Origin of the sequence: Afifella marina DSM 2698 (assembly GCF_900102695.1) — a bacterium.
GTDB classification, from domain to species: Bacteria; Pseudomonadota; Alphaproteobacteria; order Rhizobiales; family Afifellaceae; genus Afifella; species Afifella marina.
This window is the reverse complement of sequence record NZ_FMVW01000001.1, coordinates 631059-643300: the sequence shown is the minus strand read 5'-3', so window position 1 is coordinate 643300 and position 12242 is coordinate 631059. Positions and strand designations below refer to the sequence as shown.

At 64.0% G+C, this 12242-nt stretch carries 15 protein-coding genes; 3 read left to right on the top strand and 12 right to left on the bottom strand.

Annotated features, from left to right (window positions below):
- Window positions 1–22 precede the first annotated feature (22 nt).
- From mnhG to BLP76_RS02890, 7 genes are read right to left on the bottom strand one after another with little or no spacing between them, the layout of a single operon-like run.
- Window positions 23–388 carry a monovalent cation/H(+) antiporter subunit G gene (gene mnhG, locus BLP76_RS02920; protein WP_092809371.1) on the bottom strand — a complete coding sequence of 122 codons (366 nt, stop codon included), beginning with the start codon at window positions 386–388 and terminating at the stop codon, window positions 23–25.
- Window positions 385–717: a cation:proton antiporter gene (locus BLP76_RS02915; RefSeq protein WP_092809370.1), complete on the bottom strand. Its 333-nt coding sequence runs from the start codon at window positions 715–717 to the stop codon at window positions 385–387. Before BLP76_RS02915 ends, mnhG begins: the two co-directional genes overlap by 4 nt.
- Window positions 714–1187 carry a Na+/H+ antiporter subunit E gene (locus BLP76_RS02910; RefSeq protein ID WP_092809369.1) on the bottom strand — a complete coding sequence of 158 codons (474 nt, stop codon included), beginning with the start codon at window positions 1185–1187 and terminating at the stop codon, window positions 714–716. The genes BLP76_RS02915 and BLP76_RS02910 overlap by 4 nt, the downstream gene beginning before the upstream one ends.
- The gene (locus BLP76_RS02905; protein WP_200170623.1) at window positions 1187–2773 is read right to left on the bottom strand and encodes a Na+/H+ antiporter subunit D; all 1587 of its coding nucleotides are present in this window, start codon (window positions 2771–2773) and stop codon (window positions 1187–1189) included. Before BLP76_RS02905 ends, BLP76_RS02910 begins: the two co-directional genes overlap by 1 nt.
- On the bottom strand, window positions 2773–3150 hold the full coding sequence (locus BLP76_RS02900) for a Na+/H+ antiporter subunit C (protein ID WP_092809368.1): 378 nt from the start codon (window positions 3148–3150) through the stop codon (window positions 2773–2775). The genes BLP76_RS02905 and BLP76_RS02900 overlap by 1 nt, the downstream gene beginning before the upstream one ends.
- Window positions 3150–3566: a Na+/H+ antiporter subunit B gene (locus BLP76_RS02895; RefSeq protein WP_092809367.1), complete on the bottom strand. Its 417-nt coding sequence runs from the start codon at window positions 3564–3566 to the stop codon at window positions 3150–3152. Before BLP76_RS02895 ends, BLP76_RS02900 begins: the two co-directional genes overlap by 1 nt.
- Window positions 3563–5911 carry a putative monovalent cation/H+ antiporter subunit A gene (locus BLP76_RS02890; RefSeq protein ID WP_092809366.1) on the bottom strand — a complete coding sequence of 783 codons (2349 nt, stop codon included), beginning with the start codon at window positions 5909–5911 and terminating at the stop codon, window positions 3563–3565. Before BLP76_RS02890 ends, BLP76_RS02895 begins: the two co-directional genes overlap by 4 nt.
- Before the next feature lie 534 nt (window positions 5912–6445).
- On the opposite strand from BLP76_RS02890, the gene BLP76_RS02885 reads away from it, so the two are divergent.
- A complete protein-coding gene (locus BLP76_RS02885) occupies window positions 6446–8557 on the top strand; it encodes a S9 family peptidase (protein WP_092809365.1) in 2112 nt (703 codons plus the stop codon).
- 29 nt (window positions 8558–8586) lie between these two features.
- Window positions 8587–8808 (top strand): hypothetical protein, encoded by a 222-nt coding sequence (locus tag BLP76_RS02880; RefSeq protein WP_139163668.1) that lies wholly within the window; start codon window positions 8587–8589, stop codon window positions 8806–8808.
- A 58-nt stretch (window positions 8809–8866) separates the two neighbouring features.
- On the opposite strand, the gene BLP76_RS02875 is transcribed toward BLP76_RS02880, so the two are convergent.
- Both BLP76_RS02875 and BLP76_RS02870 read right to left on the bottom strand, forming a co-directional pair.
- Window positions 8867–9481, bottom strand: a complete 615-nt coding sequence (locus tag BLP76_RS02875) for an NIPSNAP family protein (RefSeq protein ID WP_092809363.1) — start codon at window positions 9479–9481, stop codon at window positions 8867–8869.
- A 32-nt stretch (window positions 9482–9513) separates the two neighbouring features.
- Window positions 9514–9858 carry a YciI family protein gene (locus BLP76_RS02870; protein WP_092809362.1) on the bottom strand — a complete coding sequence of 115 codons (345 nt, stop codon included), beginning with the start codon at window positions 9856–9858 and terminating at the stop codon, window positions 9514–9516.
- Between the two features lie 111 nt (window positions 9859–9969).
- Between BLP76_RS02870 and BLP76_RS02865 the strand changes: the two genes are divergently transcribed.
- A complete protein-coding gene (locus tag BLP76_RS02865; RefSeq protein WP_092809361.1) occupies window positions 9970–10923 on the top strand; it encodes a LysR family transcriptional regulator in 954 nt (317 codons plus the stop codon).
- Window positions 10924–10933: 10 nt separating this feature from the next.
- Here the strand turns inward: BLP76_RS02865 and BLP76_RS02860 are convergent, their stop codons facing one another.
- The 3 genes from BLP76_RS02860 to rnk all read right to left on the bottom strand — a co-directional run bounded on the left by BLP76_RS02860 (window position 10934) and on the right by rnk (window position 12075).
- Window positions 10934–11200 carry a hypothetical protein gene (locus BLP76_RS02860; RefSeq protein WP_092809360.1) on the bottom strand — a complete coding sequence of 89 codons (267 nt, stop codon included), beginning with the start codon at window positions 11198–11200 and terminating at the stop codon, window positions 10934–10936.
- A complete protein-coding gene (locus tag BLP76_RS02855; protein ID WP_092809359.1) occupies window positions 11200–11487 on the bottom strand; it encodes a GreA/GreB family elongation factor in 288 nt (95 codons plus the stop codon). The genes BLP76_RS02860 and BLP76_RS02855 overlap by 1 nt, the downstream gene beginning before the upstream one ends.
- A gap of 132 nt (window positions 11488–11619) precedes the next feature.
- Complete coding sequence (gene rnk / locus BLP76_RS02850) at window positions 11620–12075, bottom strand: nucleoside diphosphate kinase regulator (RefSeq protein ID WP_092809358.1); 456 nt, start codon at window positions 12073–12075, stop codon at window positions 11620–11622.
- Between the last annotated feature and the right edge of the window lie 167 nt (window positions 12076–12242).

Genomic DNA, 12242 nt, shown 5'->3' with positions numbered 1-12242 from the left:
ACGGAAGATGGCAGTCTTTGTTTCAGCGCTCGCCTTCCGGATCGGACCGCGTCACCCCTATAGCCCGCGAATAGTCATCGGGTTCCGTCTCAGGGACCGGCTTTACACCAGTGAGGTAGGCCGCCCGGGCCAAGAGATGCGCGGAAACCGGAGCGGTGAGAAGGAAGAACACCACACCTGCCACGGCGCGAGTGAAGATGTCTAAATGGGGCGCTTCTAAGGCAAGGGCCAACAACATCAGTCCCGAGCCCAAGGTTCCGGCTTTGCTGGCCGCGTGCATGCGCGTGTAAAGGTCAGGAAAACGTAAGAGGCCGACGCTCGCAACGACTGCGAAAAGCGACCCGATCACAATCATCACACCGACCAAGACGTCGAGAAGGCCGCTCATCGCTGCTTCTCCGAATCGGAGCCGTAGCACATTGCTGATTCGCCGCCGAGCACGTCTCCGCAATGCATCACGAAGCGGGCAAACGCTACGGTTGCAAGAAAACCGACGAGCCCAAGAGCAATTGCAATGTCGATATAAAGATAGAAACCAGTTTTCACGCCGATCACGGCAATGAAACCGATGCCGACGGACACCAGCATGTCGAGCGCCAGAACCCGGTCCGCAAAAGTCGGCCCGCGCACGATCCGAATGGTGATCAGCGCAAACGAAAGCACGAGAAGCGCCAGCGAAACCGCCACACAGATCTCGAGAAACTCGGTAGCACTCATCGGAACGCCTCCAGTATCTTTCGCTCAAAGCCTTGTGCGATATCGCGTTTCAGTTGATCCGGATCGGGCACGTCGATGGCATGAATGTAAAGCGTGCGCCGGTCCTCCGACACGTCGACCGACAAGGTGCCGGGTGTCAGCGTGATGAGATTGGCAAGTAACGTGATCTCGAAATCGCGGTTCACCCTGAGCGGATAGGCGATCAGCCCCGGCGAGATCGGCATCTTCGGCTGCAGCACGATCCAGGTCACTTTGAGCGCCGACATGACCAGTTCATAGATGAACAGGAAGAACAGATTGATCACCCTGAGCGAGCGGCCGATATAGCCGCGCGTGCCGATCTGCTCGCGAATGAGCCACAGCGCGATGGCGCCGAGCACGAAGCCGAAGAGAAGGTTCGGCAGCGTGAAGCTGCCGGTGATCGAGGCCCAGGCGAGTGCCAGAAGCACGTTGACGGGAAACAGCACCATCAGGAAGCGCCTCCAAACACCGCGCGAATATAAAGGGTCGGATCAAGAAGCCCGGCCGCGCCGGCTTCCGCAAGCCGCATCAGCGGCGACGGCCACAGGCCGATGACGAGGCTCATCAAGGTCAGAGCGGCGAGCGAGCCGAAGAGCACCGCGCGATCCTCGCCGGGGATTTCGCCCGGCACGCTCTTCTCCGCGCCGTCCGGCGTGCCCGAAGGCCCGCCGCGCCAGAAGATCTGCGTGAAGGCGCGCCCCGACGCGAGCGCGTTGAGGAGGCCCGTGCCAAGGACGATGCCGGCAAGCCACCAGCGCCCGTCCACCATCGCCGCTTCGGTCACCAGGATCTTCGCCCAGAAGCCGGAAAACGGCGGCAGCGCGGAGACGGAAAAGACAAGCGTCAGCGTCAGGCCGGCCAAAAGCGGGCTTGCGCCATAAAGCCCGCCCAACTTGCGCAGATCCTGGCTGCCGCCGAGCTGGCCGATGAGCCCGGAGGCGAGATAGAGCGCCGACATGACGATCATCGAATGGAAGGCATAGAAGATGCCGCCCGCCAGCCCCTCCGCCGTGCCGATCGCCAGCCCCGCCAGGATGACGCCGATGCCGGAGATGACGAGATAGCCGAGGATGCGGCGGAAATCGGAATGTCCCATCGCGCCGAGCGAGCCGAGAAGCATCGTGCCGATGGCGATCGCCGTCAGGAACGTGTCGTAGAGTGCCTCTTCCGACGGCATCAGCATGATCAGCGTGCGCAACAGCGCATAGGCGCCGACCTTGGTCAAAAGCCCGGCGAAGACCGCACCCGCCGAAGGAGACGGCGTGTGGTAGGAGGCGGGCAGCCAGAACGCGACCGGAAACGCCGCCGCCTTCATGCCAAAGCCCAGAATATAAAGCGCCGTGATCGTGTTCACCGGCATTCCGGGCACGCCTTCGCGCAGCTTGATCGCGATCTCGGCCATGTTGAGCGTGCCGAGCGCACCGTAGAGATAGCCGGTCGCCGTCAGGAAGAAGGCGGCCGCCAGGAGATTGAGCACGGCATAACGCACCGCGCCGTCGAGCTGCTCCTTAGAATTGCCGAGCACGATGAGGCCGAAGGAGGCGATCAGCATCACCTCGAACCAGACGTAGAGATTGAAGATGTCGCCGGTGAGGAAGGCGTTGCAGACGCCCGCCATCATCAACAAAAGAAAGGGATAAAAGCCGTAGCGGCTCTCCACGCGTCGCAGGCCGCGGCTTGCGAAGACGCCGACGACGAGCGCCACCACCGACGAGACGAGGGCAAAGGAGGCGCCCAGCACATCGACGGCGAAGGTGATGCCGAAGGGCGGCAGCCAGCTTCCCATGGTCATGGTGAGCGGCCCGCCCGTCACCACGCGCGCCAGAATGCCGGCCGTCGCCGCCGTCAACAACAAGAGCCCGGCGATGCCGAGCGGCGCCTGCGTCTCAGGGCGCTTGCGCGCCATCAACAGGACGGCACCGAAAAGAAGGGTGATCAATGTCGGCGCGACGATGATCGCGTCCAAGGGCGCGATCGGCGCCGTCACCATGGCGGACGCGACGTCCACCGCTGCATGGCCTGCACTCTCTGCCATCAATAGCCCCTGGGCGGAACCGGATCACCCGGCTCTTCGGCCATGTGCATCTTCCCGGTCTTGTCCGTGCCGAGCCCTTGATAGGTGCGGAACACCAGAACGAGCAGGAAGGCGAAAAACGAGAACGAGATGACGATCGCCGTCAAAATCAGCGCCTGCGGCAGCGGATTGGCGGTCGCGATCGGCGGCACCATGGCATCTTCGGGAATGATCGGCGGCACTTCCTTGACGATCCGCCCGGCCGTGAAAATCAGAAGATTGACGGCGTTCGCGAGGATGGTCACGCCAAGCAGGATGCGGATCAAGGAATCCGACAGCATCAGATAGATGGCGGATGCGAAAAAGCAGCCGACGAGAAGCGCAAGCGGGCCTTCCATCAGCGCTCCCTTTCTTCCAGCGACAGCGCCACGGAGGTGATCGTCCCGAGAACCACGAGATAGACGCCGATATCGAAGAACGTGGCGGTGGAGATGGCGACCTCCATGCCGAAAATCTTCGGATAGGCCCACAGCGCCGTCAAAAACGGCTTGCCGCCGATCAGCGACGGCACCCCGGCAAGGGTCGCCACGACGAGCCCGAAACCGGCGATCCCCATCGGATGAAAGCGCAGAGCCCGGCGCACCGGCGGCACACCATAGGCGATGCCGTAGATGGCAAAGGCGGAGGCCGCGATCAGCCCGCCGATGAAGCCGCCGCCCGGATTGTTGTGGCCGCGCAAGAGTACGAAGACCGAAAACAGCACCATCAAGGCCGTGAGATAAGGCGCGATCGCGCGAAAGATGACGGTGCTCACTTCTCCTCCTCCACGGCTCTCGTCGGCCGCCATGGCGCCGGGAAGCGCAACAGAGCGAGAATGGCGAGGCCGGTGATCATGACGACCGCGATCTCGCCCAAAGTATCGAGACCACGGAAGTCGACGATGATGACGTTCACGATGTTGCGGCCATGGGCGATGGTTCGCGAATGCTCCGCAAAGAAATCCGACAGGCGCGAATCGAAGGGCTGGTTGGTCACGGCGATGAGCAAGGCCGCCGTGCCGATGCCGCAGGCGAGTGCGATCGTTCCGTCCTTGGCGCGCTGGAAATAATTGCGCCGATCGGCCGTCATCAGGGACAGGCGCGTCATCACGAGCGCCAGGATGACGACCGAAAGCGTCTCCACCATGAATTGCGTGAAGGAGAGGTCCGGCGCGCCGAAGAGCATGTAGATGAGCGCCACGGCAAAGCCCTGGATGCCGAGAGAGACGATTGCTGTCAGCCGGTTCTCCGCCACGATGACGGCGACGAGGCCGACGGCCGCAAGCCCCATCACCGCCCATTCATGCGGCGCGAGCGCGAAGGTCTCCGGCACGTGTGGCCATTCGCCGAAGACCACAAGCGGCACGATCAAAGCGAGCGCCAGCACCGTGAAGGTGATGGAAAGATAGCGTTCCAGATCGCCGTTCTGGATGAAGCGCGTCACCGCGGCCGAGCCGTTCGTGAGCCCGTTCACGAGCTGGTCGAAGCCCCGGTCGGGACCCCAGCCGATCGCATCCAGACTTGCCGCAAGCCCGCGCCGCACCGGCCGCAGGGCGAGAAGCGCCAGGATGCCGATCGCCCAGGTGACGCAGGAGGCGGCAAAAGCCTCGTTCACATGGATGGCGTAGGAGAGATCCGGATGCGGCCTTGCCCCCGCGACGGCGGCGAGCGTCGGGCCGATCAGAGCCTCTTGCGTGAAGGCCGCAAAAACGATGCCGGCGACGCTCAGACAGGCGAGAACGAGCGGGCCGATCCACAACCCGATCGGGCCTTCATGCGCCCCGGACAAATTTTCCGGCCGCTTGCCGATGAAAGGCAAAAGTCCGACCGCGAAGGCGGCCGCGAACATGAGGCCGTTGCCGACGACGGCGACGCCGAGCGTCACGGGCGTCGTGCCCTCCCCGTGCAGAAGCCCCTCATACATCGCTTCCTTGGCGAAGAAGCCGAGCGTCACGAAAAGCCCGCCCATCGCCCAGGCGAGAACGAGGCCAGACAGGAAGGTGACCGGCATTTTGAGCCCGAGACCGCCGAGCTCGCGCAGGTCGCGCGTGCCGGCCTCGTGGTCGACCGAGCCCGCCATCATGAAGAGGCCGCCCTTGAAGAGCGAATGCGCGAGAAGATAGACGAGCGCGCCCAAAATCGCCGTCTCGTTGCTCGTCCCCGTCAGCATCACGAGAAGGCCGAGCGAGGCGACCGTCGTATAGGCGAGGATGAGCTTCAGATCCGTCTGGCGCAGCGCCAGAAGCGTGCCGGCGAGAAGCGTCGCGCCGCCGAAGAGCGGCAGGATCGTCATCCACGGCACCGTCTCGCCCATGAAGGGGTGGACGCGCAGAAGCAGATAGACGCCCGCCTTCACCATCGTCGCCGAATGCAGATAGGCCGACACCGGCGTCGGCGCCTCCATGGCGTTGGCAAGCCATGAATGGAACGGAAACTGCGCCGATTTCGTGAAAGCACCGCCGAGAAGCAGGATCAGCACCGGCAGGTAATAGGGGTTCTCCGCAAAGCTCGAACCGAGCGCGATCGCCTCCGTCATCGAATGCACGCCGACGAGCCCGGTCATCATCAAAAGCCCGGCGAGCAGACAGAGCCCGCCGCCCGCCGTGATCACCAGCGCCTGCAGAGCCGCGCGCCTTGCCGCCTCACGCGTGTGATCGAAGCCGATCAGCAGGAAGGAGGTGATGGAGGTGAGCTCCCAGAAGACGAAGAGCGTCATGAAGTCGTCGGCGAGCACCAGCCCCTGCATCGCCCCCATGAAGAGGAGGATGAAGGAGAAGAAGCGGCCTTGATGCGCATGGCCTTTGAGATAGGCACCGGCATAAATCAGGATGAACGTGCCGATGCCCGAGACGAGAAGCGCAAACAGCAGCGAAAGCCCGTCGAGGCGATAGGAGAAATTGATCTGAAGCGACGGCGCCCAGGCAAAGCCGTTGGCGATGACGCTGCCGGACGCGACCGGCGCGATCAGGCCAAGGAAATAGACAAACATCGCCGCCGGTGCCGCCGCCAGAATCCAGGACGCGCCAGAACCCAACAGCCGCTTCAACAGCGGCGCCACGAATGCCGCCAGAAAAGGGGCGGCCATGACGAGGAAAGTCCAGTCGATTTGGGATTCTTGCATCAGCGGGGTGACGTTCGCGGGACCAGGAACGGATAGCGGGCGATCCAGAGCGGGGCAAGCTGCCAGCTTTGCCGCCTCAGCCGGACAAGCTAAGCATTTGGGCGCTTCTGGCAATCCTTAGAGAGCGGCGATTTTCAAGCATGACCCATGCTTTCCGGTAAATCGCGACAGGAAAAAGACCGAGCCACGCCTTCCTTGTCCAGCTGCCGCCGCCGATGCTCGCAGAAGTGTGATCCAGACGACAGTCGAAATCGCGCGATCGCAAGTATGTCGGGCGGCGGACGTGTCGCAAGACATCGCGCTTCTCGCCGAGCTCCAGCCATTCCTGGCGGCGGAAACGCTGACGTCATGGGTCTTTTATCCGAGCGCTTGTTTCTCCACGCGCAACGCTCGACTTTGTCTTCGATCCACTGCCCCGTGCGCGGATGCCGCAGGGGCAATGCAGGTCGGCGCCATCGCGCCCGCGGGCCCCTCGGTTAACGCCGCGTGGCCCATTCCCTTGCCCCGGAAAACAAACCGGCCTACCTCGCGCCCATGAACGACATTTCTTCCTTCCCGCCGCGCGCCGCAAAGCGGCCGCATGAAATCACCCGCCACGGCCACACCCGCAACGATCCCTATCACTGGCTGCGTGCCGACAATTGGCAGGAGGTGATGCGCGATCCCTCCGTGCTCGATCCTGAGATCCGCGCCTATCTGGAGGCCGAAAACGCCTGGTTTTCCGCCCAGATGGCCGACACGGAAAAGCTTCAGGAAAAGCTCTTCACGGAGATGAAGGGGCGCATCAAAGAGGACGATTCCTCCGTGCCGGCCCCTGACGGACCATATTCCTATGCGGTGCGTTACATCGAGGGTGGCCAGCACCCCCTCTTCGTGCGCCAGAAGCGTTCGGGCGGCGAAGAAACGATCCTTCTCGACGGCAACGCGCTTGCCGAAGGCCATGCCTATTTCAAGATCGCCGGCGCGGCACATTCGCCCGACCATTCCCGCCTCGCCTGGGCCTTCGACGATGCCGGCTCGGAATTCTACACGCTCCACATCCGCAATGTGGAAACGGGCGAGGACATCGCCGACGTCATCCCCGATACGAGCGGCGGAGCCGTCTGGGCGGCCGACAACACGCATCTCTTCTATGTGCGTCTCGATGCCAATCACCGGCCCTCGAAAGTCTTCCGCCACAAGCTCGGCACCGCGGTCACCGAAGACGTTCTCGTCTATGAGGAGGCCGATCCCGGCTTCTTCGTCGGCCTCGGCGCGACGCATTCGCGCAATTTCATCCTCATCGACTGCCACACGCACGAAACCTCCGAGACGCGGCTCATCCCGGCCGACCGGCCGGAGGCGGAGCCGGTCCTCATCGCTCCGCGCCGCGACGGCGTCGAATATTATGTCGACGAGGCGGACGGCACGCTCTTCATCCGCACCAATTCCGGCGACGCCAAGGATTTTCAGATTCTGACGGCGCCCGTCGCCTCGCCTTCGCCGGAGAACTGGCAGCCGCTCGTCGGTCATGTGCCGGGGCGCCTTCTCCTCTCGCATGCCCTCTTCGCCCGCCATCTCGTGCGTCTTGAGCGCGAGGCCGGTCTGCCGCGCATCGTCGTGCGCCGGCTCGAAAACGGCGAGGAGCACGAGATCGCCTTTGCCGAAGAGGCCTATTCGCTCGGCCTCGATCCCGGCTACGAATTCGACACGACGACGATCCGCTTCTCCTATTCCTCGCCGACGACGCCCTCGCGCGTCTTCGATTACGACATGGAGAGCCGCACCCGCACGCTCCTCAAGGAGCAGGAGGTGCCGTCGGGCCACGACCCCGCGAAATACGTCTCGCGCCGCATCATCGCCAAGGCGCCGGACGGCGAGGAGGTGCCGGTCTCGCTTCTTTACCGCGCCGACACGCCGCTCGATGGCTCCGCCCCCTGCCTCCTCTACGGCTACGGCTCCTACGGCATCGCCATTCCCGCCGGCTTTTCCGTCACCCGCCTGTCGCTCGTCGATCGCGGCTTCATCTATGCGATCGCGCATATCCGCGGCGGCAAGGACAAGGGCTTTGCCTGGTACGAAGAAGGCAAGCGCGCCAAGAAGGCCAATACGTTCACGGATTTCATCGCCGCCGGCGAGCATCTCGTGGCCGAAGGCTTCACCAAACGCGGGCAGATCGTCGCCCATGGCGGCTCGGCGGGCGGCATGCTGATGGGCGCCGTCGCCAATATGGCGCCCGATCTCTTCGGCGGCGTCATCGCCGACGTGCCCTTCGTCGACGTCCTCAACACCATGCTCGACGACACTTTGCCGCTCACCCCGCCGGAATGGCCCGAATGGGGCAACCCGGTCGAAAGCGCGGCCGATTACCAGACGATCCTCGCCTATTCGCCCTATGACAACGTGACGGCCCAGGCCTATCCGCCGCTTCTTGCCATGGCGGGCCTCACCGATCCGCGCGTCACCTATTGGGAACCGGCGAAGTGGGTCGCCAAACTCCGCGAGACGAAGACGGACGACAACCTCCTTCTCCTGCGCACCAATATGGATGCGGGCCATGGCGGCGCCTCCGGCCGCTTCGACGCCCTGAAGGAAGTCGCCATCGAATACGCCTTCGCCCTCAAGGTCATGGGCCTCACCGAAAAAGCCCCGCTCCCGGCTGTGTGAGGATCACGGGTCCGGCCGAAGCCCACGCGGTGATCGGCCGGCGCGGCTTGATTGCGGATCTGCCGGGCTTTCCTTATTTTTGGGCCCTTATTTTAGGCGAAGTCCGGCAGGAGGTGTCGATGATCAAGGTGACCGCGGATGAGTTGCAGCGCCAGGCGGTCTATCCGTGGGAGCTGCCGCCCGATCTTCGCGAGGCACTCGACACGGCCGAACCGCCCGAAGACAGCCGGCGCTTTAACGACGAGGTCTGATGGCCACCTTGCCGGGTCATCGGCCCGGCCTTGTCATCCGCGACCCCTACCTATCGCCCTACCCGATCGGCCAGCCCTCTTCCGCCTTGGCGATCGTCGAGGTCGCCTCGACAATCTCCTCCGGTCCACCCTTGGGCGGCCAGAGACCGGCGGCGTAGTGCTCGGCGCGCAGGCGCGCCCGCTCTTCGAGGCTCGAAAAGCCCCAGATATGCGTGATGCGCGGCGGCCCGTCCAAGGCGTAAAGGTTCGTCACGAGGTGATCGGTATAGGCCGCAGCCGGGCCGATCGCCGCCTCCCAGCCGGCAAGCGTGCGCGGCAGCCCGCCTGGCCGCAGGTGATAGGTGCGAAACTCGAAGAGACCGCCATATTGCCGGGGCTTCATCGCCGGCAGGAAGGGGAAGGGCGCGAAACTCTCCATCCGGAGCGTCCTGGCCGTCTCCCGGCTGAAGAACGGGTCCTCGCTCATCAAAGCGCGCTCGCGCTCGGCGCGCAGCTCCTCCTCCGCCTCGAAGGATCGGAGCACGAAAAGCTCGCCGATCGTGCCGATATCGGAGCGCCACATGCCGAGCGGCGTGCCGAGCGCGTCCTCATCGCCGATCCATCGCCGCGCGCCTTCGGCCGCCTTGGTGACGCCCAGCACAGGGCAGGAGAGCGTCGCAATTTCATAGAGCATGTCGCGCCCTCACCTCATTGATAGCCGAGCTTTCATTCATAACCGAGCCGGGCTGCGAGCGGCTTCATGTCGGGCGGCAGCACCTTGCTCGATTCCGCCCCGAATGCGCCGAAGAGCGGATCCCATTCCTCGATCGTCAAGTCCACGATCAGATCTTCGCGTGCAAAGGGATCGCCCGCCACGATCTTCTCGATCTCTTCGCGGCTGTCGGCGACCATGATCAGGAAGCCGGCGCGAAGCGGCGTGCCCTTCAGCGGCCCCGACGCCTTCAAGGTGCCCTCGTCGATGAGGTCGAGCAGATATTCCACATGCTCCAGCACATGTTCGTTCCAGCCGGGACCGTCCGGATGCGTCATCGTCACGATGTAAAAGGCCATGCCTCACTCCTCGAAAACCAGGTTCCTGAAAATCAGGATGCCGAGTTTCGGTGACCAACCAGGAGTGATAAATGCCTCTCCAGTTGTTCCTGTCCCAAGTGTGAGTGGCGAATGCCCGATCGGCTGGAAAGCATGTCCGTCTTCGTGCGCGTCGCCGAGCTCGGCTCGTTTTCCGCGGCCGCGACCGCCCTTTCCATCTCGCCCCAGATGGTCGCCAAGCATGTCGAGGCGTTGGAAAAACGGCTCGGCACCCGTCTCATCCACCGCACCACCAGGCGTCACAGCCTCACCGATTTCGGCCGGCAGTACCGCGACCGCTGCAAGGCGATCCTCGCCGAGGTCGCGGACGCGGAAGCGCAGGCATCGGAAACCGGGGCCGAGCCGCGCGGCCTGTTGCGGGTCAACGCGCCGGTGACGTTCGGCGCCCAGGTGCTCGTGCCGCTCGTCACCACCTATCTCCGCACCCACCCGCAAGTGAGCTGCGACCTCGTCTTGAGCGACCGCTATGTCGATCCGATCGAAGAGGGTTTCGATCTCGTCTTCCGCATCGGCCCGCTCTCCGGTCCGCTCTCCGGTCCAATGGCCGGCCAGGCGACGCAGACCCACGCGCTTCTCGCCCATCCGCTCGCGCCCTACCGGCTCGTCGCCTGCGCCGCCCCCGCCTATCTCGCCGAACACGGCACGCCCGAAACGCCCGAGGACCTTCGCAATCACGAATGCCTCGGCTTCAGCCCCTGGTCGGGGCCGCTCGGGCGCGAATGGCCCTTCTCGAAGGGCGGAGAGACGGTCGAGGTGCCGAGCGCGAGCCGTCTGTCGATCAACGACTGGCGGGCGATCCACCAGGCGGCTCTCGACGGATTCGGCATCACGCTCGGCTATGAAAGCGCCGTCGCCGACGATCTCGCCTCCGGCCGGCTCGTGCGTCTCCTGCCGGATTGGGAAGGGCCGGCGCGGCCCTTCCATCTTCTTCATGCGCGCGATCGGCGAATGAGCGCGAAGCTCTCAGGCTTCCTTGCAATCGTTCTCGCGCGCTTCTCCTCAAAGTCCGAACCCGGGAAGTCGTGACCCGTGAAGCTCAGGCCGCCGCAGGCCCGGGATCGTCGTCACGCGAAGACATGAGCATCGTGCTGGAGGCACCCGGCCTTGCGCCGGAGGGCGTCCCGCTTGTCGACCCGCTTTTGCCCTTGGCACTTCGCACGGGCACCAGATACGGGCGCGTCATACGTGCCCAGTTCCGGCGTTCCGCCTCCGGCTGATAAAGGACTTTCAGGACCTCCACGCGTTCGATCCGGTCGAGGTGATCGACCTCGACGCTCTCGCCTTCCTTCAGCCCGAGCAACATCACGCCGCGGGGGTGGCGATCGACTGATGACCCACGCCCGGGATGTAATGGGCGGCAGTCACGAGGGTTCGTTCCTCCGGCAGCCGCTCGTCGACCCGCAATAGGATGCGCGAATCGATCGTTGCGACATCGGCAGGCAGATCCTCGGCGAAGACGAGCTGCGCCTCACGCAGCTTGCGTCGCAATGCGGCCACGAGGAGCTCGTCGCTGCCGAGGCGGGCCTCGAGCAGGTTCTCGAGGATGGAGAAATCACGCGGAGTAACTTTGGGAAAAATCGCATCTGGCATGTCTGGTGTCCCGGTTATGTCGTGTTGTGAAGGACCCACGGCCGGGCTGGCTGATGCCGGCCCGGCCAGACGTGCAGAATTTCAGAACCTCCGCTCCGCCGCAGGCGCGGACATCACGGCTCAACATCGGGCTCATCCCTCGTCCGCGAGATTGAGGACGGTGAGCGACAGGGCGCGGCCGTCGCGTGCCTCCCAGGGGATCGTCTGGCCTTCCGAAAGTCCGATGAGCGCGGCGCCGATCGGCGTCAGCACCGAGATGCGCGCCTGCGCGACATCGGCCTCTTCGGGATAGACGAGCTTGTAGGTCCGCTCGAAACCGTCGCTCGTGGCGAAGGAAACGGTCGAGCCCATGCGCACCGTCTTGGCAGGGACCTTCTCTTGAGGAACGATCCGCGCGCGTTCGAGCTCGCTCAGGAGCTTTTCGCCGAGCTCGGCGAGCGGTCCGCCGAGGGCGTTGGCGATCGCATAAAGGCGCGCATGATCTTCGCTGCCGATGACGAGACGCGGCAGAGCCTTCGGTTTCCGGGCGCTGGACTTCTGGACGACGGATTTCTGGATGATCTGGGATTTTTCGGCGATCTGAGACATGGTTACGACCCTTCGGCCGACGAGACATCTCGCCGGACCACGCAAACGAGTTTTGAAGAAAACGCCTTCGCGCCGATCGTTCAAATCGCCGATCGTCCCGGTCGCAGACCGGGTCAAAGATCAAAGCTGACGGATCATGGAAAATCGCTGCGCACCCCCGAAGCTCG

Excerpts from the sequence above, each read along its gene's own strand:
- mnhG (WP_092809371.1), bottom strand. The coding sequence starts at position 388 with ATGAGCGGCCTTCTCGACGTCTTGGTCGGTGTGATGATTGTGATCGGG.
- BLP76_RS02900 (WP_092809368.1), bottom strand. The coding sequence starts at position 3,150 with ATGGAAGGCCCGCTTGCGCTTCTCGTCGGCTGCTTTTTCGCATCCGCC.
- BLP76_RS02870 (WP_092809362.1), bottom strand. The coding sequence starts at position 9,858 with ATGGCCTTTTACATCGTGACGATGACGCATCCGGACGGTCCCGGCTGG.
- BLP76_RS02910 (WP_092809369.1), bottom strand. The coding sequence starts at position 1,187 with ATGGTGCTGTTTCCCGTCAACGTGCTTCTGGCACTCGCCTGGGCCTCG.
- BLP76_RS02915 (WP_092809370.1), bottom strand. The coding sequence starts at position 717 with ATGAGTGCTACCGAGTTTCTCGAGATCTGTGTGGCGGTTTCGCTGGCG.
- BLP76_RS02890 (WP_092809366.1), bottom strand. The coding sequence starts at position 5,911 with ATGCAAGAATCCCAAATCGACTGGACTTTCCTCGTCATGGCCGCCCCT.
- BLP76_RS02875 (WP_092809363.1), bottom strand. The coding sequence starts at position 9,481 with ATGCTCTATGAAATTGCGACGCTCTCCTGCCCTGTGCTGGGCGTCACC.
- rnk (WP_092809358.1), bottom strand. The coding sequence starts at position 12,075 with ATGTCTCAGATCGCCGAAAAATCCCAGATCATCCAGAAATCCGTCGTC.
- BLP76_RS02905 (WP_200170623.1), bottom strand. The coding sequence starts at position 2,773 with ATGGCAGAGAGTGCAGGCCATGCAGCGGTGGACGTCGCGTCCGCCATG.
- BLP76_RS02855 (WP_092809359.1), bottom strand. The coding sequence starts at position 11,487 with ATGCCAGATGCGATTTTTCCCAAAGTTACTCCGCGTGATTTCTCCATC.
- BLP76_RS02860 (WP_092809360.1), bottom strand. The coding sequence starts at position 11,200 with ATGTTGCTCGGGCTGAAGGAAGGCGAGAGCGTCGAGGTCGATCACCTC.
- BLP76_RS02885 (WP_092809365.1), top strand. The coding sequence starts at position 6,446 with ATGAACGACATTTCTTCCTTCCCGCCGCGCGCCGCAAAGCGGCCGCAT.
- BLP76_RS02865 (WP_092809361.1), top strand. The coding sequence starts at position 9,970 with ATGCCCGATCGGCTGGAAAGCATGTCCGTCTTCGTGCGCGTCGCCGAG.